Origin of the sequence: Vibrio hepatarius (genome assembly GCF_018860525.1) — a bacterium.
In the GTDB taxonomy this organism is placed as follows: Bacteria; Pseudomonadota; Gammaproteobacteria; order Enterobacterales; family Vibrionaceae; genus Vibrio; species Vibrio hepatarius_B.
In genome coordinates this window covers 1-21,999 of sequence record NZ_JAHKPM010000008.1, presented here as the reverse complement: position 1 = coordinate 21,999, position 21,999 = coordinate 1, and the positions used below count along the sequence as shown (strand labels likewise).

The 21,999-nt window shown below is 41.4% G+C and carries 20 protein-coding genes and 1 tRNA gene; 14 read left to right on the top strand and 7 right to left on the bottom strand.

The features are described from left to right. Nucleotides 1–213: 213 nt before the first annotated feature. The 4 genes from KO511_RS01455 to KO511_RS01440 all read left to right on the top strand — a co-directional run bounded on the left by KO511_RS01455 (nt 214) and on the right by KO511_RS01440 (nt 4,547). Entirely contained in the window at nt 214–1,251 is a 1,038-nt protein-coding gene (locus tag KO511_RS01455) for a potassium channel protein (RefSeq protein WP_215985727.1), read from the top strand. Nucleotides 1,252–1,513: 262 nt separating this feature from the next. Next, the gene (locus tag KO511_RS01450; RefSeq protein WP_215985726.1) at nt 1,514–2,743 is read left to right on the top strand and encodes a S1 family peptidase; all 1,230 of its coding nucleotides are present in this window, start codon (nt 1,514–1,516) and stop codon (nt 2,741–2,743) included. Next, entirely contained in the window at nt 2,736–3,029 is a 294-nt protein-coding gene (locus tag KO511_RS01445) for a hypothetical protein (RefSeq protein ID WP_215985725.1), read from the top strand. Before KO511_RS01450 ends, KO511_RS01445 begins: the two co-directional genes overlap by 8 nt. Nucleotides 3,030–3,317: 288 nt before the next feature. Further along, nucleotides 3,318–4,547, top strand: coding sequence for a serine protease (locus KO511_RS01440; RefSeq protein WP_215985724.1), 1,230 nt, complete (start codon nt 3,318–3,320; stop codon nt 4,545–4,547). Between the two features lie 78 nt (nt 4,548–4,625). On the opposite strand, the gene KO511_RS01435 is transcribed toward KO511_RS01440, so the two are convergent. Next, nucleotides 4,626–5,192, bottom strand: a complete 567-nt coding sequence (locus tag KO511_RS01435; protein WP_215985723.1) for a UPF0149 family protein — start codon at nt 5,190–5,192, stop codon at nt 4,626–4,628. A 122-nt stretch (nt 5,193–5,314) separates the two neighbouring features. Between KO511_RS01435 and KO511_RS01430 the strand changes: the two genes are divergently transcribed. Together KO511_RS01430 and KO511_RS01425 are read left to right on the top strand one after the other, a co-directional pair. Beyond that, nucleotides 5,315–7,744 (top strand): hybrid sensor histidine kinase/response regulator, encoded by a 2,430-nt coding sequence (locus KO511_RS01430; protein WP_215985722.1) that lies wholly within the window; start codon nt 5,315–5,317, stop codon nt 7,742–7,744. Between the two features lie 172 nt (nt 7,745–7,916). Then, nucleotides 7,917–8,004, top strand: a tRNA-Ser gene (locus KO511_RS01425). Nucleotides 8,005–8,099: 95 nt separating this feature from the next. Here the strand turns inward: KO511_RS01425 and manA are convergent. After that, complete coding sequence (manA, locus tag KO511_RS01420; protein WP_215985721.1) at nt 8,100–9,287, bottom strand: mannose-6-phosphate isomerase, class I; 1,188 nt, start codon at nt 9,285–9,287, stop codon at nt 8,100–8,102. Between the two features lie 49 nt (nt 9,288–9,336). After that, entirely contained in the window at nt 9,337–10,104 is a 768-nt protein-coding gene (locus KO511_RS01415) for a phytanoyl-CoA dioxygenase family protein (protein ID WP_215985720.1), read from the bottom strand. Between the two features lie 244 nt (nt 10,105–10,348). Here KO511_RS01415 and KO511_RS01410 point away from each other — a divergent pair, with 244 nt between their 5' ends. After that, nucleotides 10,349–11,218 carry a helix-turn-helix transcriptional regulator gene (locus tag KO511_RS01410; RefSeq protein WP_215985719.1) on the top strand — a complete coding sequence of 290 codons (870 nt, stop codon included), beginning with the start codon at nt 10,349–10,351 and terminating at the stop codon, nt 11,216–11,218. Here the strand turns inward: KO511_RS01410 and KO511_RS01405 are convergent. The 4 genes from KO511_RS01405 to KO511_RS01390 form a co-directional block, all read right to left on the bottom strand. Continuing rightward, entirely contained in the window at nt 11,215–11,541 is a 327-nt protein-coding gene (locus KO511_RS01405; RefSeq protein ID WP_354668144.1) for a fructose PTS transporter subunit IIB, read from the bottom strand. The genes KO511_RS01410 and KO511_RS01405 overlap by 4 nt on opposite strands. Nucleotides 11,542–11,766: 225 nt before the next feature. Continuing rightward, on the bottom strand, nt 11,767–12,624 hold the full coding sequence (locus KO511_RS01400; protein WP_215985717.1) for an SDR family oxidoreductase: 858 nt from the start codon (nt 12,622–12,624) through the stop codon (nt 11,767–11,769). Nucleotides 12,625–12,762: 138 nt separating this feature from the next. Next, nucleotides 12,763–13,086 carry a PTS fructose-like transporter subunit IIB gene (locus KO511_RS01395; protein WP_215985716.1) on the bottom strand — a complete coding sequence of 108 codons (324 nt, stop codon included), beginning with the start codon at nt 13,084–13,086 and terminating at the stop codon, nt 12,763–12,765. Between the two features lie 73 nt (nt 13,087–13,159). Next, on the bottom strand, nt 13,160–14,233 hold the full coding sequence (locus KO511_RS01390; RefSeq protein WP_215985715.1) for a PTS fructose transporter subunit EIIC: 1,074 nt from the start codon (nt 14,231–14,233) through the stop codon (nt 13,160–13,162). Nucleotides 14,234–14,664: 431 nt separating this feature from the next. On the opposite strand from KO511_RS01390, the gene ptsP reads away from it, so the two are divergent. From ptsP to KO511_RS01360, 7 genes are all read left to right on the top strand, one after another. Next, on the top strand, nt 14,665–17,175 hold the full coding sequence (gene ptsP, locus KO511_RS01385; RefSeq protein ID WP_215985714.1) for a phosphoenolpyruvate--protein phosphotransferase: 2,511 nt from the start codon (nt 14,665–14,667) through the stop codon (nt 17,173–17,175). A gap of 30 nt (nt 17,176–17,205) precedes the next feature. Then, nucleotides 17,206–17,682 (top strand): heme-degrading domain-containing protein, encoded by a 477-nt coding sequence (locus KO511_RS01380; protein WP_215985713.1) that lies wholly within the window; start codon nt 17,206–17,208, stop codon nt 17,680–17,682. A 48-nt stretch (nt 17,683–17,730) separates the two neighbouring features. Beyond that, the gene (gene pfkB, locus KO511_RS01375) at nt 17,731–18,672 is read left to right on the top strand and encodes a 1-phosphofructokinase (protein WP_215985712.1); all 942 of its coding nucleotides are present in this window, start codon (nt 17,731–17,733) and stop codon (nt 18,670–18,672) included. Between the two features lie 299 nt (nt 18,673–18,971). After that, nucleotides 18,972–19,460 carry a hypothetical protein gene (locus tag KO511_RS01370; RefSeq protein WP_215985711.1) on the top strand — a complete coding sequence of 163 codons (489 nt, stop codon included), beginning with the start codon at nt 18,972–18,974 and terminating at the stop codon, nt 19,458–19,460. A gap of 160 nt (nt 19,461–19,620) precedes the next feature. After that, on the top strand, nt 19,621–19,752 hold the full coding sequence (locus tag KO511_RS22385) for a hypothetical protein (protein WP_289847762.1): 132 nt from the start codon (nt 19,621–19,623) through the stop codon (nt 19,750–19,752). Between the two features lie 128 nt (nt 19,753–19,880). Further along, a complete protein-coding gene (locus tag KO511_RS01365; protein WP_215985710.1) occupies nt 19,881–20,558 on the top strand; it encodes a hypothetical protein in 678 nt (225 codons plus the stop codon). 329 nt (nt 20,559–20,887) lie between these two features. Beyond that, a complete protein-coding gene (locus KO511_RS01360) occupies nt 20,888–21,856 on the top strand; it encodes a DUF4268 domain-containing protein (protein ID WP_215985709.1) in 969 nt (322 codons plus the stop codon). Nucleotides 21,857–21,999 lie beyond the last annotated feature (143 nt).

Below are 21,999 nucleotides of genomic sequence, written 5' to 3'. Positions count from 1 at the left end.
ACTTTTGAAAATCTATAACATCATAAATTGGCCATCAATAACTAGGTTTCCTTGCCTCATTTGTGCGTGGTGATGTGTATGTAGTGGGAACCTTGGTTAACAATCCTAATATCTAGATATAAGTCACATTTATAGCTTTGGTGCTGTCGTTTAGCTTTGATTAATCATAGTGTGCTTTATATTCGTTCACCTTATTGAATCTATGGTGCGCTCATGGGCATATGGTTAGTTGTTAAAAAATGGTTTAAGTCACATGTCTTTCATATCAGTAATAAAAACATCCTTATATTAAGTGTTTTATATGTTGTGCTTTCTTGGTGGTTACTCTTGTTTGCTGGTGAGGAGGAACTGATAGAAAACCGAGCACAGTTTATTTATTACTTGATGGTGACAGCCTCAACGGTTGGTTATGGCGATCTATCACCAGCATCAGATATGGGAAAATGGGTAGTCGCATTATTTGTTATTCCTGGTGGTTTAAGTTTATTTGCTGCTGTTTTGGGTAGAGCTGCATCGGGGGCAATTGAGTATTGGCGAGCGGGAATATTGGGCAAGCGGAGAGTTAGGATGGAAAATCATATATTACTTTTAGGTTGGAACGGCCAACGGACAATACATCTGATTCGTATGCTGCAACATGAAGAAGAAGGAAAGAGGCCAATCGTCTTGTGCTGTCGTTCAGAAATCGAAAACCCATTGCCGGGGGAAATTGGTTTTGTAAAAGTAACCAGTTACACCGATACACAGGAGATGGCGCTATCGAATGTCACACAAGCAAGTTGTATCATCGTTGACAATCTAGAAGATGATATTACCCTTTCAGCCGCGCTTTATTGTTCTAGCGTTAACCCCAATGCCCACCTTTTGGCATACTTCAAAGATGAAGCATTAGGCCATCTTCTCAGTCAGCACTGTCCTAAAGCAGAATGTATTCCAGCTGTGGGTGCTGAAATGCTTGCCAAAGCTGCCGTTGATCCGGGTTCAAGTGCACTTCATCAAGAGCTACTAGCCTCTACTCGGGGTATGACTCAATATTCAACATTGTACCCACAAGATGCTAATGACACTAAGGTAGAATCTTTGTTTACGTTTATTAAAAAAGAGTACCAAGCGACACTAATTGCGGTTGATACTGGCTCAGGTATAAAGCTTAACCCTAAGTTGAGTTCCCCAGTATCCGCGGGAAGTCGTTTATTTTATATTGCTGACGAGCGTATTGAAGCTTTTAATTGGACGTTATTAAGCAAATAATAGTAAATTATATACCCATATTATTACTATAAAGGGCTAATTGTAGCCCTTTATAGCCTTTAACCATTCAATTTTTTGATGAAAAAAACGACATTTGATCTCCAATACATAGCTTTTAAATAATCATTTATTCATCAAATATATTAGAATTTTAACTCTAAATCAGGTGTTGACCTGATACCACAGAAACCCTATCCACAGCAAAATCCTTCCGAGAATTTAATAGTTAATTCTTTAAACTACTGAATGAATAGGAAGTAAAATGCACAAAAAGCTAATGGTCCTAGCTGTAAGTTCATGCTTACCGCTTATATCTGCGGCTGATGAGTTGAAAAAACCTGAAAATGGTCCTACCTCAAGAATTATCGGAGGGACGACTACTGGAAAAAACGACTGGCCTTTTATGGCTGCTTTGGTGACTAAGTCAACCACTGATTCACACAGTGGACAGTTTTGTGGGGCAAGCTTTATTGGTGGAAGATATGTTCTAACGGCAGCTCACTGTGTTGAGGGTGAAAAATCGAGTGATTTTGATGTAGCTGTGGGTACACATGATCTCACCCATATTTCCACTGAAGGACAACGCGTTGGAGTTCGCTCCTATTATATGCATCAAGACTTTAATGATGATAATGATATTGCGATCGTTGAGTTGGAGCGCGAAATCGTAGCACCTCGAGTTGGTTTAGCATCAGAAACTGAGGTGAATAACCTGAATTCAGGTGATACGCTTACCGTTACCGGCTGGGGTAACCAAGATACTTCAAGTTTTTTCGGGTCTTTCCCTAATACTCTTTATAAAGTTGATCTGCCTTATGTTGACAGAGGTACATGTCAAAATTTAGGGGGAAGTTATTCCTCTATTGGTGATGATGCTATCTGCGCAGGTGACCTAGCGGGAGGCAAAGACTCTTGTCAAGGAGACAGTGGTGGCCCTCTAGTAGTTAAAGATGGCACTAGTTATAAGCAAGTGGGTGTCGTGAGTTGGGGCGAAGGCTGTGGAGAGCCTAATTCGCCAGGTGTTTATGCTAATGTAGGTTACTTTAAAACCAATGGCTGGATTGAAAGAAATACTATTGGCGTGAGTTATACGCAAAATACGATATTTGAAACTCGAAGTGGTGAGTATGATATTAATTTGCCAATTAGAAACTTTAGTACTGAAGCCTTTAATGTGACAAATATTACCGTACCTGCTGGTGTTACTTTGGTCACTAATAATTGTACAGCAACTTTAAATACTAGTGATGATTGCTCCATTGATGTTAAGGTTGATGCTTCCGTCGCGCTTGGAAACTCCGATCGTACCACAATAGAAGTGAGCACAGATCATCGGATTGCTGGTGATTTGTCGATGAATATTGTATTTGCAGAACCAAAATCTCAATCACAAGGTTCCGGTGGTGGTAAAGGTGGTTCTATTTCTTTGGCTATGGCGTTTCTAGCATTATTTGGCTTCGGTCTAAGAGCAAGAGAGCAGCGTAATGCGTAAGCTTTGGTTTAGCTTATTTGTTGCAATATGTGGTTTGGTTATCTCTGCATGCCATACAAAGAGCGAAATGCAATTAGATGAAACTGTTGCAGTTCCTCTGTTTAGTTACAATATTAACGCTGACTCAATTGTGTTTGAAGCACTTGCCAGCGGATGCAGTCATAACCAAGACTTTGCGATTAGAGTTGATAGTAAGACAGAAAAAACCGCCAAAATTTCTATCATTCGGTTAAAAGCAGATCATTGCAGAAAATGTTCGCCTATCAAAGCTTCGAGCTTCCATTAGAGCGTGGTATGGCTAACAAAAACATTACGATCAACAATCCTATTGGTGAAGCTATCACCAAATAAATGAAGAGGCGCTTTATGAGCGCCTCTTTTTATTGATCTATCTCGTTATTTTGTATGAGTAAACCATTTTTGAAGAGGTGTATTCACATAGCTTTTCCATGCCTCAGGAGTGGGACCTATATTGCAAAAACTATGCAATTAACATTTTTAATATTGCTTTATTTATTTGATTTATTATTCTTCGTTCTTTTTTCTAATTATGAATGAATGGAATAATAACTATATGCAAAAAATAGTACTGACGGCGGTGGTAGGCTTAGTCACTTCTTTGACCGCATTAGCTCAAGATCATGCAAATACAGAAAGAATGGCTAGTGCAAGAATTGTTGGTGGTAAACCAGCAACTACGTCGGAGTGGCCTTTTATAACTTATGTCGACATTGGTAATAAATTTTGTGGCGGTAGCCTTATCGGTGATAGGTATGTTTTAACCGCAGCACATTGCGTTAGGGAAAAGAGCCCTACTGATTTGAAAGTATATGTGGGGCCTAAGACCACATTGGAGAGGCTTTTTGCTACACCTGAGTCTGTTCGTTCCTATTATATCCACAGTGACTACAATGCTACCACCTTTGCTAATGACATTGCGATTATTGAATTAGAAAATACAGTTACCACACCCCAAGTCGTACTTGCTACTGAAGTAGAAGTTAGTGCCTTAGATACAAAAAGCATATTGACGGCGGCGGGCTGGGGGGATACTTCATTTGGTGGATACCCTTCAGACATTCTTCGGCAAGTGAATTTATCCTATGTAGACAGAGGAACCTGCCAAATTATTGATGATGATTATGCTAATATTGGTTCTGATGCGATTTGTGCAGGTCAAGAACATGGAGGAAAAGACACTTGTCAAGGAGATAGTGGTGGACCGTTAATAATAGAAGATGGTGCAGGAGTCAAACAGGTCGGAATTGTTAGTTGGGGAAAGGGCTGCGCGCAGGCTAATGCCTACGGCGTATATTCCAATGTTGGTTACTTCAATACCAATGGCTGGATTGAGAAAAACACTTCAGGCGTGAGTCATTCGCCTGACATTTTATTGAAGGCTAAAAGTGGTGAGCATTCTCGCACACTGGAAGTTAAAAACTTGATTGACCCTAATGACCCTAATGATCCTACTTTTAGTGTTACATCGGTCCAAGTTCCATCAGGTGTTACTTTGATGGCTAATAATTGTACTGCGTTCCTGGAGAAGGGTGACGTTTGTACGATAGACATCAAAATAGATGCGTCAACCGTTTATACTAACTCAGATAAAGCAATAGTTAGAATAATGACCGATCACCAAATTTCGAGTGAATTACCAATTTCAATCGTATATTCCTATGAAGATAGAAATGCTCAAACGTTAAATAATGGTGGTAAAGGAGGTGGTTCAACCACTCTTGGTATGATGCTATTAGCAATGTTTGGCTTCGCTCTTAGGGCTAGAAAGCGCGACAAGGCATAATCTTAAGTTTTTAGCTGTTGTTCATGGATGAAAATAAAAAGCTGGCGCATTCAAAGCGCCAGCTTTATTGATTATATATCATCGTTCAATGAGAAGGGCACCGCGACCTGTGAGCCCACATAGCATGGCTGGAATAGCATTGAAGATTTCTTCAAATTGCTCTAGCCCTTCAACCCCTTGTTCAGCGAGCGTGGCTAAACAGGTCTCAGGATCATACAACATACTAATAGATAACAGCACGCCACCAAGTAATGCGTTATCCTCACTGTCTTCAGGCATTATCGATTGCCAGTCATCTTTGGTTAGTTGCCAGCCTTGCAGCAAGCCTTCACAAAAATCACGCGCTTCTTGATTAACAATATCAGCGTCATCCAGTTTACATTCTTGTGGCCATACCCATTGATCTTCAAGCAAATCTGGGCGACATTGATTCCACATTGCGATAATTAATTCAATGTAACTTTCGAGTTGTTCACCATCGGTGAACGGGGCAACTTCGTCACCTCCCCATAAAAGTGGAATCCATTCTTGAGGAGGAAGAATGTTAGGTGCGGCGGCCATCGCAGTAACAAAACCTTGGGTTTTAGGTTCGTTGATTAGCTTATCTTTTAGCTCTGGTTGGGCGAGTATTTCGTTTAAAGTCAAAATAAATACCAAACGGTCATATCAATTTGGGGTAATAATAACAGCCCAAACTAGACATAAAAAGGCCACAGCTTGCGTATATTCGCTATAATTTAATCGAAACAGTAAAAATTCAAAGGCTTATGGAAATACGTTCTTCGCTAAAAAGAAAAAGTTTTTTAGCTCTCACAGTCTATTTAGTCATAGTGATTGCCATCATAGGATCAGTGAGTTATCTAGTTGTTGAGCCTCCAATTCGAGATCAGTTGGAAAAGAATCTCGACTTACGAACAGAACTGATAGCAGCTGAGATTGAAGAGCCGCTTAATAGCTCTGTTGGCATATTGCAGAGCGTTGTCGGCATTGGAAATACCGCTGACTCTCAGGAGCATCAAGCAGAAATGTTATTTGAGTTATTTTCAGTGCTTGATGGCGTCGTTGTGAGTGGTGGGCTATGGCCAATTCCGTATTCCATTAACCCAAATAAAGCTTACAAGAGCTTATTCTTTAACCGAGCTCGAGATGGTCAGGTGGATCAGGTTTTCTCTTGGGATAATCCTGAGTCTGGTGGCTACGATAAAGAATCTTGGTATACCTCTGTGGTTGATCAGCCTGCGGGGACGGTGATTTGGTCACAAGTTTATATTGATCCGTTTACTCATGTTCAAATGATTACGGCGTCGTCGTCATATTTTATCGATGGTGCTCCGGGAGGAGTGGCGACCATTGATATCTCGTTGGAAAGCCTTATCGAGTTCATTAATAAACATGCTCAAGAATATGAATTAGGAGTTGTACTTAAAGATTCATACGGTGATGTGATAACAGACTACAACTTCCAAGTTGTCAAAGATATCTATATGGGCAGTACGGAGTTTGGTGATTTTCAATGGTATATTGATGTCGTCAACTCCAATCGATTCGTTGATGAAGAAGCCTTCAATGTGGTAACCAAGGTTGAAGCAGGTATTATTCCTATTATGCTGGCATGCGTCATGATGGGCTATGTGCTTATTAACCGCTTTTTGATCTCTCCGATTGTACTCATTGCTGAAAAAGTAAATAACTCTCGTGCCGGAGGCTCAATCCATATTCGCTATAATAGCCAAGATGAAATACGCCAACTAATAGACACTTTCAATCAAAAGACAAAATTCCTAGAGCAAGAAAAACAAAAAGCTCAAATATCGACCAAGGCAAAGAGTGCTTTTTTAGCGACGCTATCGCATGAAATACGAACTCCTATGAATGGTGTACTTGGCACGGCGCAAATACTGATGAAAACAGACTTGAGCCAAGAACAGCTTAAACATATGAAAACCCTGTATGACTCGGGCGATCATATGATGACGTTACTGAATGAGATTTTGGACTTTTCAAAAATCGAGCAAGGGTATTTAGAGCTTGAAAAACATCCATTTCCGCTTGAATCTATTTTAGGCAGTGTGAACAGCGTATACTTTACATTGTGTTCTGAAAAAGGTCTGCAGTTTAAAGTGTACTCCGAGGTCTTTAAAGGGCGGTGGTATTTATCTGACAAAGCACGTTTGCGCCAAGTGCTGTTTAACCTGCTCAATAATGCGGTGAAATTTACTTCACGTGGCTACGTAGAAGTCTATTTTCGGGAAATTAAGCAAGAGGGACGTAATTTCCTAGAAATTAAAGTCCGAGACACCGGAATAGGTATAGCTAAAGATGCTCATAACAAAATTTTCAACCCTTTTGAACAAGCTGAATCGTCGACGACAAGACGCTTTGGTGGAACTGGTCTTGGTCTCGCGATAGTAAAACAAATATGTGAACTCATGAATGGGGAGATAACGGTCACTAGTGAAGTGGGTATTGGTACCAGTTTTAGAGTGACACTTGAGATGGAGCAGTGTGAGCCTCGTTTACTGGATATCAAAGAACATGAAAACCTCAATTACCAAGGTCTTAAAGCACTGATTGTCGAAGACAATCGAACCAATGCGATAATTATGAATACCTTTATGACCAGCAAAGGGTTTGAGTGTGAGGTCGCTGAGAATGGGGAGATTTGCGTCGAAAAAATAGTGAACCATAATTACGATCTTATCCTTATGGATAACCACATGCCGATTATGGATGGTGTTGAAGCAACGATTGCCATTCGAGCGCTCACTAGCTCTAAAACCAAAATCGTTATACTTGGTTGTACCGCTGATGTATTTAAAGAGACGCGTGAACGCATGGTTGGTTCTGGGGTAGATTACGTCATTTCAAAACCTATTGATGAAACTGAGCTCGATGATGCGTTATATCGTTTCTCTGACAGGCTTTATCAATATAAGCCTGGTCTACTGGCAAGAAAAGACGCGAAACCACAGCAGATGGAACCTTTGCTAGTTAACCTATTCATGGCATTAGAAGACAAAGATATTCCCCTTGCTGAAGAGTATTTTCAGAGGTTAAGAACTGAACTGGCTGACCTAAAAGATGTTTTACTTGTGCAAACGCTTAATGCTGTACAGGAAAAATTGTCCCACGGAGAAGTACCTACCCAATCAGATTTGGACGTACTTACCGTCTCACTTAATACTCACCAAGATTAGCTTTTAATCATATACCTTATACATTAGAGCGGATAAAATCCGCTCTAATCAGTTATTAAATAATCAAACAATCATTGAGTAAGACTTTTTTTAACTAATAGGCTTGACCTACTCCAATAGAATCATTAAATTAGCGCCTCGTTGGTAAGCGAAACCAACCAAAATTCGATTTGGTGAGTTGTCCGAGTGGCTGAAGGAGCACGCCTGGAAAGTGTGTATACGGCAACGTATCGAGAGTTCGAATCTCTCACTCACCGCCACATTTTAAACCCCAGTAGAAATGCTGGGGTTTGTTGTATTTGTAGAAAATATTATTTCTCTCAAATAGTGCAATTGCTAGATCTTTTTAAATGTTCTAGTTGTATGCCCGTGCAAGTTTACCAACACCACTGATGTAATATGAGTGACAATCACAGGTGACAAATGCAGACTCTCCCTTTTCTAACCTCAATGAATGCTGTTCTGCCTCAATCAGTATTTGCCCTTCGATGCAGAACAGTACTTCTGCGCTTCTTATATAGAAGACTTGCTGCTCGGTTGTTGATAACACAATATCAAAACAAAAATCATCAACAGGGATAGGATAAGTGAGCCGAAAAGGTTTTTCTATTGGCGACATAATTAAGCGCGAAGCTTGAGTCGGCTTTACAGACAGGTTATTGATAAGCTCTTTGATATCAATGTGTTTTGTAGTAAGGCCTGCTCTTAGTACGTTGTCTGAGTTGGCCATGATTTCTAAAGCGGTTCCTGATAGATAGGCATGAGGTGTTTGAGCATGAAGAAACATGGCTTCTCCGGGCGCTAATTCAACAATGTTTAGCAATAAAGGTGCAAATAGTCCCATATCGTTCTGATAGTGAGTCATTACTATTTTTGTCGTCTGCCATGCTTCTCTTGCCAAACGACTTTTGGGAGGTGTTTCAATCGCACGTTTAATTTCAGACAGCGCGTTTTGTTTCTCGTGATTTGTTAGGGTCATTATCTCTTTAAAAAAAGAACGAAGGCTAGTTTCATTAGGGTGGTTTATTAGCATTTGAAGAAATGGCCTTAAAGTATCAATATTTGCTTCTTCAAACAGGTGAATGATTTCATCAATAGGCCTAAAACCATTTAAAGCAGAAAAAAACGTTAAAGCATAGACGAGCTCAGGTTTATGGTTGGCGTCTTTGTAGTTGCGATGATTGGCGTTAATGGGGATGCTAAGCTCATTTTCCCGTTGGAAACCTGTCTCGGCTTGTTGTTTATTTGGGTGCACTTGGATAGATAGCGGTGAATCTGCCGCGATAACCTTAAGCAAATAGGGAAGTTCTCCGTAGCGCATTGCGGTATAGCTTCCGAGCATAGTGGTTGAGTTTTTAGTCAGCAAATCGGTGAGACTAATGCCTTGTTCCGAAATACGAGAGCACCCAAGCGGGTGAGCTCCCATCCACATTTCGGCTTGCGGCATATGGTCAGGGTTTTCGATATTAAACATCTCATGCAACGACCTTATACTTCCCCACGAATAGGTTTGAATGACATTATTGAGCTTATAGACAGACATGGAAGTTATTCCTCAATTCTTACCAACTACGAATGAATAAAAGCGACTATTAATCGACATCTAAAAGCCACTTCTGTGCGGGGGTTAATCGGCTTGCCGTGTATTCAGAGAGCCATTTTTTTTGGTCTTGCTGAGGCACATCATCACGGTCAATATACAAACCATGTAATACTCGACGGCGCGCCCCTGAATAGTTGATTGTTCCGCTATGCCACGTGTGTGCGTTAAATATCATTACACTGCCAGCTGGACACTCTAGATAGACTTGATCTGGGTGCTCGCCGTCAACGTTGTCTAGCACATCTTCCGGCAACTCTTTACGTAGGTGGGTACTAGGTATAATTCGTGGTGCACCATTTTCACGTGTTAAGTCGTCTATTGCCCAAATTGAATTGACTAGGTGGACTTTGGGAAAGTCCGGTCGTGGTTTTTTCCAATCGGCATGGAGTGGTTGATGGCCGCAGTCTGGATGTGCCTCTCGAGCATTAAGACTTGAGATTTTGAAGCCACCGGCAAAAATGTGCTTACATGCTGCAAGTGCTAGTGGGTGCGCCCAGACTTTTTCCCACACCGTTCCTTTATTGATAAGGTTGGCAACTCTGGTCACCCCTTCTTCTTGATGATGCTCAATGGCGAGGTTTTCACCTTCGCGATCAACTAACATGTCAATGGTGCGACGCATTTCTTCGAGCCAGTCTGCATCCACTACATTCTCGATGATAGTGAACCCAAGAGTGTCGAGTTCTTGTTTCAACTTTTCAGGAAGTTCTAGGTCAGCACCTAGTGCGCTTAAATATTGTTGAGCGGTTTGTGTCATAATGGGTACCTTCTCAAGTTATTGGGTTCTGACTTCGATAACCAAGTTAATAGACTGAGCAAAGTATTTAAGCAGGGTAATTGTTCGAAAAGCTGGATTTTTGTTGGCTTTAATGGAAAGTGTGATTTAAAACGTATGCTATTTTTATCGGTTCGATTATCGTATTCAAAGGCAAACAGAGCAACGCTTCAAGCGTTAAAATAGAGAAGGTTGCTACCTCATACACAAGACATAATTATCGATTATGCTAGATAAAAAATATTTACATGAAGCTCTAAATCACTATGCGAAGCATACCGAAAATATTAGTAATGTTTATTTTGCAGGCAGCTTACCTAAACCACCTCAGTTAGCCTATCAGGTTCATTTTCCACGTGTAGAAATGGTATTGATAGGTGAGTTAGATATGGAGGTAGGTAACAGTCAAGGGGTCGACACTCGCTGTACCTTAAAGCAAGGGGGCGTGTTGTATTTGCCCGCAGAAAGCTGGAATAAACCTCTGTGGGACAAGCCTGTTGTAACCCTGACAGTTATGGCGGGTAAACAAAGCTTTGGTATGAGTTTACTAAGCTGGGATGGTGTTCAGTTTGACTCGGCGATTAAAGAAAGTGTTTTTCGTCGCGGCCCAAGAATTGGGGCTTGCATTCTCAATGCGATAGAAGAAGCTATTAAGCAGCCTGAAAGTCAAGAGACGAAACGTTTGTTGATCAGCAGCTTGCTTAGCCATATCCTTGATCTTATTGAAAGGCCAGTTGAAAACATCTCGAAAAGTCACGCACTTTTTGAAGCGGTGAGGGAGCATTTAGAGCAGCATTATCATGAACCACTGACACGCGAATCTGTAGCCCAGCACTTCTATGTCTCTCCTAATTACTTATCGCAATTGTTTCAAAAAGAAGGCCAACTTAAATTTAACGAATACCTGAATCATGTTCGACTTGAACGGGCAAAGTACTTACTCATTGCGTACGATATGAAGGTTAAGGAAGTGGCGCATCGCTGTGGATTTAAGGACAGTAATTATTTTTGTCGAGTCTTTAGAAATCAAACCGCACGATCTCCATCTGAGTATCGCACGCAGTATCTAAGCTCTAGCATCAAAGTAGGGAGTTAAAGGATCAATTCGGCATTGGGTGGAGCATTACGTATTTTTTCAATAGCCTGTAACACATGACTACTGTTTTTTAAAAAATGCGCGATGGAGCAACGGACTATGCGTGTATGACTAAATCGTTCAACCCCCTCGATATTGATATCTGCGATAATAACGGCCACATCTGCGTCACTTATCACGTTTTCTTCAAGGTGATTTTCACTGCCAAGTGCGCCTTGGGTTTCAACCGAGATGTTGTAGCCCGCTTTCTTGCATGTTTTTTCAAGTACTTCGGCGGCCATATAGGTATGTGCTACGCCACTAATACATGCGGTAACTCCCACGATTTTCAAATTGGCGTTCCTTGTTTTGGTTGTGTGGTGATGCCCAATGATTGCACTGCTATTTGACCTGACCCGGCATGGTTTGTGTTCAGGTTGTTAATTAATGTTTATATAAATGGAACAAAGATCGCTTAATTGTAGATTTTACGCTGATCAAATTAGGGAGACCGAACTTACTATATGAAGCTGCGAAAACGAAAACATCACCCTCCCTATTGCATATATTTATCTAAACTGGAATTCTTTTAAGCACTGACTGATGGCATTTTTGCTTTCAGTAAATTGCAGACCGTGGTGGGCGAGCTTGGTCGTATTCAAGCGTACATCACGTGTTTTTGGCGCATCATTAACTTCTAGTATGTCTGGTAAACGTGCTTTTTGACCAAGCTCAGTGAGGATGTGTTGTGCTATTTCATACCTGCTGGCTGAGTTATGAGCTCCAGTGTGATAGATACCATACGGGATATTAAATATCCTTGGGAATTGCTCAATAAGTTCATGAATATAAGTGAGTCCACGAAACTCGTTGCTGCGCTCTTTCATCACTTGGCCATTGAGGAGCGCTTGTAGAGCATTCCATATAACGTTGGGATTAATGCTGGTATGACGCTCTGGTAAGCCAAATAACCATGTGAAACGAAGAACCCATGTTTCCTCATGAATAGCGAGCAGCTTTTGTTCTGCCTCGAGTTTGTTATGCCCGTAGACTGTATCTGGAATTGGCTGATCCGTTTCGCTGTATGGACCCGCTTCAGGGTTACCATTAAATACTTGCTCTGTAGAAATAAAAACAAGTTTAGAGTCATGTGCCTTACATGCATTTGCAACGTTGACTGCACCTTGTACATTTACCTTGTAGGCAAGGTCAGGGTGTTGATTACAAAAATCAGTAGTGGCAATAGCCGCAGCGTGAATCACATAGTCAGGCTTAAATTTAGCCAATGCTTTGGCTACAGAGTCATTATCTGTGATATTAAGTTGGTCAGAGCCTAAACCGAGTATATTGAATTCCGTCTTATATCGATTGATAAAACGAGTGCCGAAAAAGCCCCTTGCGCCTGTAATGAGTATTTTTTTAGTCACAATGATTCTCCTGCAGTGACTTGATAGCTTGGATGATAAGATTCAAGCTATGTAGACGAATGTAAATTCAATAGGGGCCTACGTGATAGCGAAAAGTGCCTAGCCCCAACCAGATTAATAATGCAGTCTTAATACCCTTTAAGCGGTCGATTTGGATAAATGAGCTTCTATTTTATTCAAGACTGTGTCGGCGCGTTTTACTGCATCGCTTACACCAATACGCACAATGGTTTTACCTTCAAATCGTTGACTGTTTTTAATATCAATGTCTTTGGTTAGAATGACGATATTTGCTGCCTTAATGTCCTCTTCCGTGAGTTGATTTTCTATACCAATTGAGCCTTGGGTCTCCACTCTACATTTCCAACCTTTTACTTTAGCTGCAGCTTCAATAGCTTCTGCTGCCATGTAGGTATGTGCAACGCCTGACGGGCACGCTGTTACTGCCACAATATGAGTCATAATCTTGTTCCTTATCTTTTATTTTTATAGCCAGAAGTTAATGGCGCTACAGGCCAGTTTCCATTGAATAAGATCAGCCTATTTCGATGTCTAGGTCGATATCGTCGGACTCCTCTTCAGCCTCTTTAATGACTGGTCGACGAGCTTTTAAGAAGTTGACCATCAATGCGGTTACAAATGAGCCTACAGCCAAAGATAGGATGAATCCTATGCGACCATCGACGACAGGCAAAACAATCAGACCGCCCCATGCGGCATAGCTTTCTACACCAATGAGAGCCGCGGTTACTGCACCAGTAGCAGTACCAATCATAATGGAAGGAATAACGCGAATAGGGTCACCTGCTGCGAAAGGAATGGCACCTTCTGTGATACCCATAGTTCCCATGAGGATAGACGCACGACCAGCTTCTTGTTCGCTAGCATCATAAAGCTTTTTGTTTAAAAACGTCGCAAGACCCATACCAATTGGAGGAATGGCGATCGCCACAGATGATATACCTGCAACATTGTAAATACCTTCACCAACACACAAAATGACGAATGCAAAAGCAACTTTATTTACTGGGCCACCCATATCAAATGCGATCATACCGCCCATAATGATTGCCAGCAGAATGATGCTTTCGTTTTGCATACTCTTTAAGAAGTCGGTTAATGCAGCGGTTGCATTACCAATCGGTTCGCCGATCCCCCATACAATGGCTCCAGCAGTAATAAAGGTTCCTACAATGGGTATCACAAAAATGGGCATGATAGAGCGTGCAAAAGTCGGGACTTTTATTTTTTTCAAATAAAACACGACAATGCCACCAAGCAGACCTGCAAAAATTGCACCAAAGAAGCCTGTGTTATACATATCAGCGCCGATAAATGCGGCGATTGCAGATGGTGCCAGTGCTGAGCGATCTGCAATGGAATAACCGATGTAAGCGGCTAGGATAGGTATCATAAGTTGAAAGCCAGCGACTCCTATGGAAAAGAGGTCGTGTAACCCTGTCCCTTCCTTCGGCACAGCACCTTCACCGTAGAGCATCACAGAGGTTGCGAGCAGAATTCCACCTGCTACAACGAATGGGATCATATGGGAGACGCCTGTCATTAGGTGCCTTCTGGTGTCCTTTACAATGGTGATTAAATCATTCATAGACCTGTCCTTGTGGCCAAAGTGTCATTATTGGATCGGTTTTAACGGGATCGGCGAGTTGAGCTTTGAACCTAATATTGTGAGTATTTGTGCTGTCTCGTTAGAGGATTTTTGTGCTATTTACTGGATATTTGTTAGGGTTTAGGAAAAGTTTGATCTCTATCTACATTCTTGTCCAGAATCATCTTTAACTGTTATATTTAGAAATATGCTTTTAAATCAAGTGAATAGTTGTAATTTTCACTGTCGCATTGCCATTTCACACCTAGACGAATTAACACAGATAGTAAATTTGATTTCCTTCACACTTAGGCCCCTATATAACAAAAATCCAGTAATTAGTGTTTTTGTCCAATTGCTGAAATGGGGTGATTTGGTATTGTTTTGAAATCCTCTCCATGTGTGGCGTTGAAGTAAAAGGACAGTACGAAATGAAAACCCTCTCTTTTTCTTGTGAATTATCCAATGGGGTCCATGCTCGCCCAGCTAGCCATGTTGAAGCGCTATGTAACCAATTTTCCTCAGATATTACTTGGCAAAATCAGCGCACAGGAATGAGCGGCAATGCGAAAAGTGTATTGTCTCTTATTGGAACAGACACATTACTTGGCGATGAGTGCTTAATTACCATCAAAGGCCAAGATGAAGATATGGCGATGGAGCAGCTACAGCGATTTTTAAGCAATGAATTTTCTCATTGTGATGCACCGTTACAAAGCGCCGAAGATGGACATCAGATCGACCTGCTCCCTTTACCACGAAATTTTGCCAATCTTGAAGTTAAACACCATCAAGGCCGTTCAGTCAGTCATGGAATAGGCCGTGGAACACTATGCATGATGGGGGCAGTAAGCTTTGACAACCTCAATGATTTGCCACCCATGCTCGCCCTAAGCGATGAAGAGTTGCAAATGAAAAATGGTTTGGAATCGGTGATCAAGTCAATTTCAATCCAGTTGGAATCTGCGCAATGCACGGAAAGTGAAGTGTTGAAAGCGCATGTATCGATTGCTAATGATGTTGAGTTTCAACAGACGTTAACAAGCCATCTGATTGAAGGTCAAAGTTGCGCTGATGCCATCATTATGACAGCACAGCACTTTGCCAATATGGTCAAAAAATCCACAAGCCATTACATGAATGAACGTGAGCTTGATATTCGAGATGTTTGCTATCAATTGCTCCAGAGTATTTATGGTGATGAACGTTTTGCCAGCCAAACTCAACTTTCAGAGCCAACGGTGTGCTTAGCGGAAGATTTGACGCCCAGTCAGTTTTTAGAACTCGATAAATCCTTACTCAAAGGGCTGATTCTTACTAGTGGCGGCAGCACATCTCACACTGTAATTCTTGCTCGCTCTTTTGCGATCCCAACCATTATTGGGTTGGACGCCGGACAACTTAACGAAAGCATCGGTCGGCCCGTCATAGTTGATGGTCATCTGGGCGCGGTTGTGACCGAAATTACGGACTCGGTGGAGCGTTATTACTCTCAAGAGCAAAAAGTAACAGATATCGTAGCCACTCGGCAGGCGAAATATCGAGACTTAGCAGCGAAGACTCATGATGGTAAAGCGATTGAAGTTGCAGCCAATATTGCCCATTCAGTGGAAGCGCCCCAAGCGTTCGAACATGGCGCTGAATCCGTGGGTTTGTTTCGCACTGAAATGCTTTATATGGATCGCTCATGTGCGCCGGATGAAAACGAACTTTATAATATTTTTTGTCAGGCGATTGAATCGGCTGACGGCAAACCCATTATCGTCAGAACCATAGATATCGGTGGTGATAAACCGGTTGGCTACTTAAACATCCCCGTAGAAAATAACCCCTTTTTGGGCTATCGCGCGGTGCGCATCTACTCTGAGTTTATTGACCTATTCAAAACCCAGCTGCGCGCTATCTTGCGAGCGTCGGCCCACGGCAATTTAAAAATTATGATCCCGATGATTTCTTCCATGGAAGAGATTTTATGGGTGAAAGATGTCTTGTCGGAAGTGCGTCAAGCACTGCGTAAAGAAGAAGCCCCTTTTGCAGAGCGAGTACCGCTTGGCATTATGCTTGAAGTCCCCTCGGTGGCGTTTATCATCGATCAGTGCTGTGAAGAAATTGATTTTTTCTCAATTGGCTCCAACGACTTAACTCAATATCTAATGGCGGTCGACCGTGACAATGACAAAGTGGCGAAACACTACAACAGTTTGAACCCTGCATTTTTACGTACCTTAGACCATGTTGTGCGCGAGGTACATAGGCATGGTAAATGGATTGGCTTATGCGGCGAGCTAGGCGCTAAAGGTTCCGTATTACCACTATTGGTTGGCTTAGGCCTTGATGAGATCAGTATGAGTGCTCCGAGTATTGCCGCGACCAAAGAGCGCATTGCAAAGCTCGATAGCCGTGAATGTCGCCAACTGCTTAATCGAGCGATGGATTGTCGCACCATACATGAAGTAGAACACATTTTGGCGCAGTTTCGAATGAACCAAACCCAGGCGCCTATGGTATCGAAAGACTGCATTAGCCTAGATCGCGACCTTCGCAGCAAAGAAGAAGTGATAAAAACCTTGGCGGATAACTTGTTTGTGACTGGCCGCTGCCGTTATCCCAATAAATTGGCAGATGATCTCTGGGCGCGTGAAGATGTTTTCTCAACCGGTTTAGGGTTTGGTTTTGCCATCCCTCATACCAAGAGTGAGCATATTGAACAATCCGCCATTAGTGTGTGCCGTTTGGCTAAGCCAATTGAATGGGGCGATGAGCAAGCTCAATTCATTATTATGTTAACCCTAAACAAACATGCCGCAGGCGATCAACACATGAAAATTTTCTCTAAGTTGGCTCGTAAAATCATGCACGCTGATTTTAGAGATAGGCTAATGACGGCAAGTACAGCTGAACAAATTGAAGCGCTTTTAAAACAAGATCTTGAGCTAGTATAAGCCGCGTATTATTCGTGTGAAGGAGCGTTTATGATCACTGACTTAAATCAACTACTTGCCCAAGAAGCTAAGTTGCAATTTCAATCCTTTGGCCATCAAACGGCTTGGGAGTTAGGGTGCTTATTAAGAGAAAATGCAGAGCAGCGTTCAGTTGCCGTCGCGATAGAAATAGTGAAAAACTGCCACTGTCTTTTTAGCTTTGCTATGCAAAATACAACCCCAGACAATCAAGCTTGGATTGAGCGAAAACGCAATGTGGTTGAGCGCTTCCAGCATAGCTCTTGGTATATGGGGCAATATTACAAAACCAAAGGAAAGACGATAGGGCAAGCTTCTTTTGTTGATGAGAAGCAGTTTGCTCCTTACGGCGGAAGCTTTCCACTCATAGTTAAAGGCACCGGTGTGGTTGGGGCTATTTCAGTGTCTGGCTTGCCTCAATATGAGGATCATCAACTAGTGGTGGATACCCTAACTCAATATCTTGCCAGTCAGGGATGGACTTTTTGATTAAGCGCTGTTTCTCACAAACGCTATGCATGAACTAAAGGAAATATTGTGAAACAAACTAAATGGGTCACAGTTACGCTCAACCCTGCAATTGACCTGTCTGCGACGGCTAACGGATTTGCGGTTAACCAAGTCAATACAGTGAAAGAGGAGCAGCGTGACGCTGCCGGTAAAGGCATTAATGTAGGTCGAGTGTTATCTGATCTGGGCGCACAAGTCACATTAACCGGCTTTTTGGGGCAAAATAATAGCGAATTGTTTGAAGCTATGTTTAAGCAACGTGGTTTAAACAACAACTTTGTTATGGTTGCTGGAACCAATCGAACCAATATCAAAATCCATGATAGGTCTGGCGATACCACCGATATCAACTTTAATGGTTTTGCCGTCACTCAAGTTGATATTGACCTCTTGCATAAGCGGTTACTTAAACTTGCCAATACTCATCAAGGTTTTATTTTCTCCGGTAGTTTACCGAGTAATCTCGACCCGCATATTGTCGTCAGCTGGATTAAAGAGCTAAAACGTCTTGGCAAAAAAATTGTTTTGGACAGCAGCAAGGAGATGTTACGCCAAGGGACTGCCGCAAAGCCATGGTTGATCAAACCCAACGAAGCAGAAATATCTGAGTTACTTGGCAAACCTATTGTTACCATCTCCGAGGGCGCTGAGGCTGCCATGGAACTGGTAAACCGAGGAGTCGATAATGTGTTACTTTCGATGGGCGAGAAAGGCCTAATTTGGGTAAACCGGAAGCAGGTGCTCCTATCAACCTCTCCAGTCCTAAAGCCTGTTAGCACAGTAGGCGCGGGCGATTCCGTGGTCGCCGCATTTTGCTGGGCCAGCCAGTTTAGCCAGCCCAAGAAACAACTCGCCAACGCAACCGCCATGGGCGCACTCGCCGTATCACAAACCGGCGTTGGCTTATCCTCACCAGTCGAACTCGAAGCAATGCTCAAACAAATTGAGGTAAGGGAGCATAAGGTTTAGCCCACATCCATGACTAACTAATGCCCCTTTTGGGGTTACGAGCCGGAGTTTGAATAAAGGTCATCGGTTATATTTGATACAGAAAAACTAATGGGTGACAAGAAGCAAGACCTGTCCCATTACAATAAACTCATCGCTGCCCTGCTGAAGAAATAGTAAAACAATGGGGGTTGTTCCATAAAAACAACACATGTTCCTTTCATAAACTATGAAGCGCATCTGCGATATAGCCTAGCCATTCACAAACACCATAGTATGATGCACGCTCTGTTGCTTATGATTTATATAGAGGGAGTACTATGGATTTAAGTTTGAAAAAGATATTGCTTATGTTTGCTTTATATTGTGTCGCGGGCTTTTTTATCCTTTTTATCACACGCGATTTTATAACTAAATTTGCAAAGTTTTGTGGCGGCATTTGTCTCATTATATATGCCTCATTACTTGTCGCTGGGATAGGCTACGCTTCAACAATGTTGATTGACGTAGCAAATGAAGATATGACAACCAATAATCTAAGAGATCAGATTCAAGATGTTGTGGTAATAATTGCATTTTTGAGTGTATCGGTTACTTTTTTGTTTGGTGGTGTGGGTACAAACCTCGTGTATGCCTCTTTGTCATCGAATGATATGTCTGACGTTGTGTCGTCACTAAATAGGCTAGAAACACGAATAGACATTCTTGAACAAACAGTTACAAGTAGTAAGCGAAGAAGTTATCTAAGAATATTCACTAGTTGTTTGCTTCTTATTGGGATTGTCACTTTGATTTATAGTCAACTTTAAGTTTCAAACTTTAAAACTGGTTCTTGAAGACGATGATGAAGAGGTTCATGGTCACACACCTAATGGCAATCCAATAACTGATTACGCTTACGAGCTATTTCTTTCGAGGCTTACAGCAGCTAAATCAACTGAGGGTATACTTCAGCGCATAGAAAAAGATATGAAAAAGGCAAAACTTCTTGAGCTGGCTAGGCCTATGGCTAATGACATTTCTGCCTATTTTTCGCAAAAGAGTTATTATCGCCTTGAAGAAGTTAGAAATATCATAGACAAACACGTAAACGTTGTATAACAAATATTTAAGAGTGATTCTGCACGCATGGCATCTATGGTTTGAGTCTAGTTCCGTTTTTATGGTGATCTAATCAAATCTTATGGTAGCGAGCTTCACGCCTTAGTAGAGCTAAGTATGGAGTATAAATGAGCCTTGAATTATCAAATGTAGCTTGCTTAATAAAGTTTATTGATTCCAAATATGTGTCTAGCTTTGTCGATGAAGGGTTACTCTACATGAACACTCTCGGCTATTTCCGTACTTACGAAGATGAAAACTTAGCTCTTAGGGCTGATGAACATGAAGGGTTATCAGCAAGTCTTCGGGCAGGAGATGTTGATATTATCAAAGATGGACGTAAGCTAGATGGAATTATTGGCAAAGTTGATAGTAGAGAAATCCACGTTGATGAATTTAAGCTTTACTGCATGACAGCTATAACTTTTGACGACTTAGCATTTCCGTTCTTTTTAGATCAAAGTTTTAAAAATTTCGGAGATAAAGCTGTGATAATCGAAGGTCGACATCTAGCGCACTTTTTTGAGCGGTTGATAGCCAGAGTCGCAAACGATGAGACCATCTATGCTATTGATAGCTCCTTAAAAAGTGCAGGTTTAATTCAGTATGTTGAACGTGGGGAGAGTCATTTTAAGTTGACTCCATTTCACAAATTTTCTAACTATAAATGGCAAAAAGAGTTTAGGTTGGTTTATGAAGTGCCACAAATTCAAGGAGCATATGAGTTACGGCTAGGGGCATTAAATGATATTGCTGGCGTTATTGATACCAAAGAATTGCTATCTACACTACTGCGGCTTAAATAGAGTCTGCTTAATAATTTAAAATTAGCACGTTAGAATCCATGTTCTAACGTGCTTTTGTCCAGAGGCTTGCTGATGGGGCATAAAACACAGAAATGCCCCAAAGTTTCTTAGTAAAATATTTTGTACACATTTCTTTTGTCATCATTTAACCTATTATTTCTAATGACCAAAAATGCAATCAGTTTTGTATGAAGAGTTATACTGAAACCATTTTTATTTTAAATTTTGTGTTTTATCTTTAATTAAATAAAACAATATGATAAGTGACTTTATCTGGCGTTTTTTATCTGCATTCATATGGAATATGTCTAGTTTAAAGATACTGTTATATGCCAGTCGGAGAAAATAGGAAGTTACGTATGTTTGGTGAGTTGAAGAAAGTCCCTTTACGGAATATCTGGGCACATGAAGCGCAAGATTTTACTCCTTGGCTAGCGGAAAACATCGAAGAATTGGGAAACGCTGTTGGTTTGGAGCTTGAGCTAGTTCAAGAAGAAGCAAGTGTCGGGAATTTTTCTCTTGATATCTTAGCTAAGGATCTCGGGTCAGCTGAAAACGTCATTATAGAAAACCAGTTTTCTCAAACTGACCATGATCACCTAGGTAAGCTACTGACATATGCGGCTGGCTTCGATGCTTCATTCGTCATTTGGGTTGCTGAAACAATTCGTGAAGAGCACCGTCAAGCCTTAGATTGGTTGAATCACCGAACAGACAGTCAGACTCAATTTTTTGCGGTTGTTGTTGAAGTAATTCAAATTGATGACTCAAAGCCCGCTTTTAATCTAAAACCTGTAGTATTTCCAAACGAATGGCAAAAGAGTAAGTCTGCCAGCAAGTCTGTTCAAAAAATGAGTGTCAAATCCGAAAAGTACCGTGAGTATTTCCAAGGGTTAATTGATGAGCTTCGATGCGAGCATAAATTTACGTCAGCCAAGGCAGGTCAACCTCAGAATTGGTACTCATTTGCTTCAGGAATCACTGGTATAAACTATGGTGCAAATTTTTGCCAAGGCAATAAAGTTCGAACAGAGCTTTATATCGACTTGGGTAATGCTGATCAAAACGAGTCGTGCTTGAACTATTTGATCGAGAGCAAAGCAGAAATTGAGGATGAATTTGGAAGTGAACTTTCATGGGAACCAATCGATGGTAAGAGAGCTACTAGAGTGGCTGTTTATCGTGAGGGTTCAATTTTAGACGGAAGTGCTCTCTCTGAAATTAAATTGTGGCATATCGATAACTTACTTAAATTCAAAGGGATGTTTGCCAAAAGGATTCGCCAGCATTTGAAATAGGCATACAACAAACGACCATGGCTTCAGGTTATTAATACAGCAGCTCTAGCTCATATCTGCCCCAAAACGTTCTAGCCTATGACTCAGGACTAATTTTTCTTGTCATTAATTGACCTACTTTTTCGGCTCTTCTCCGCTTAGGT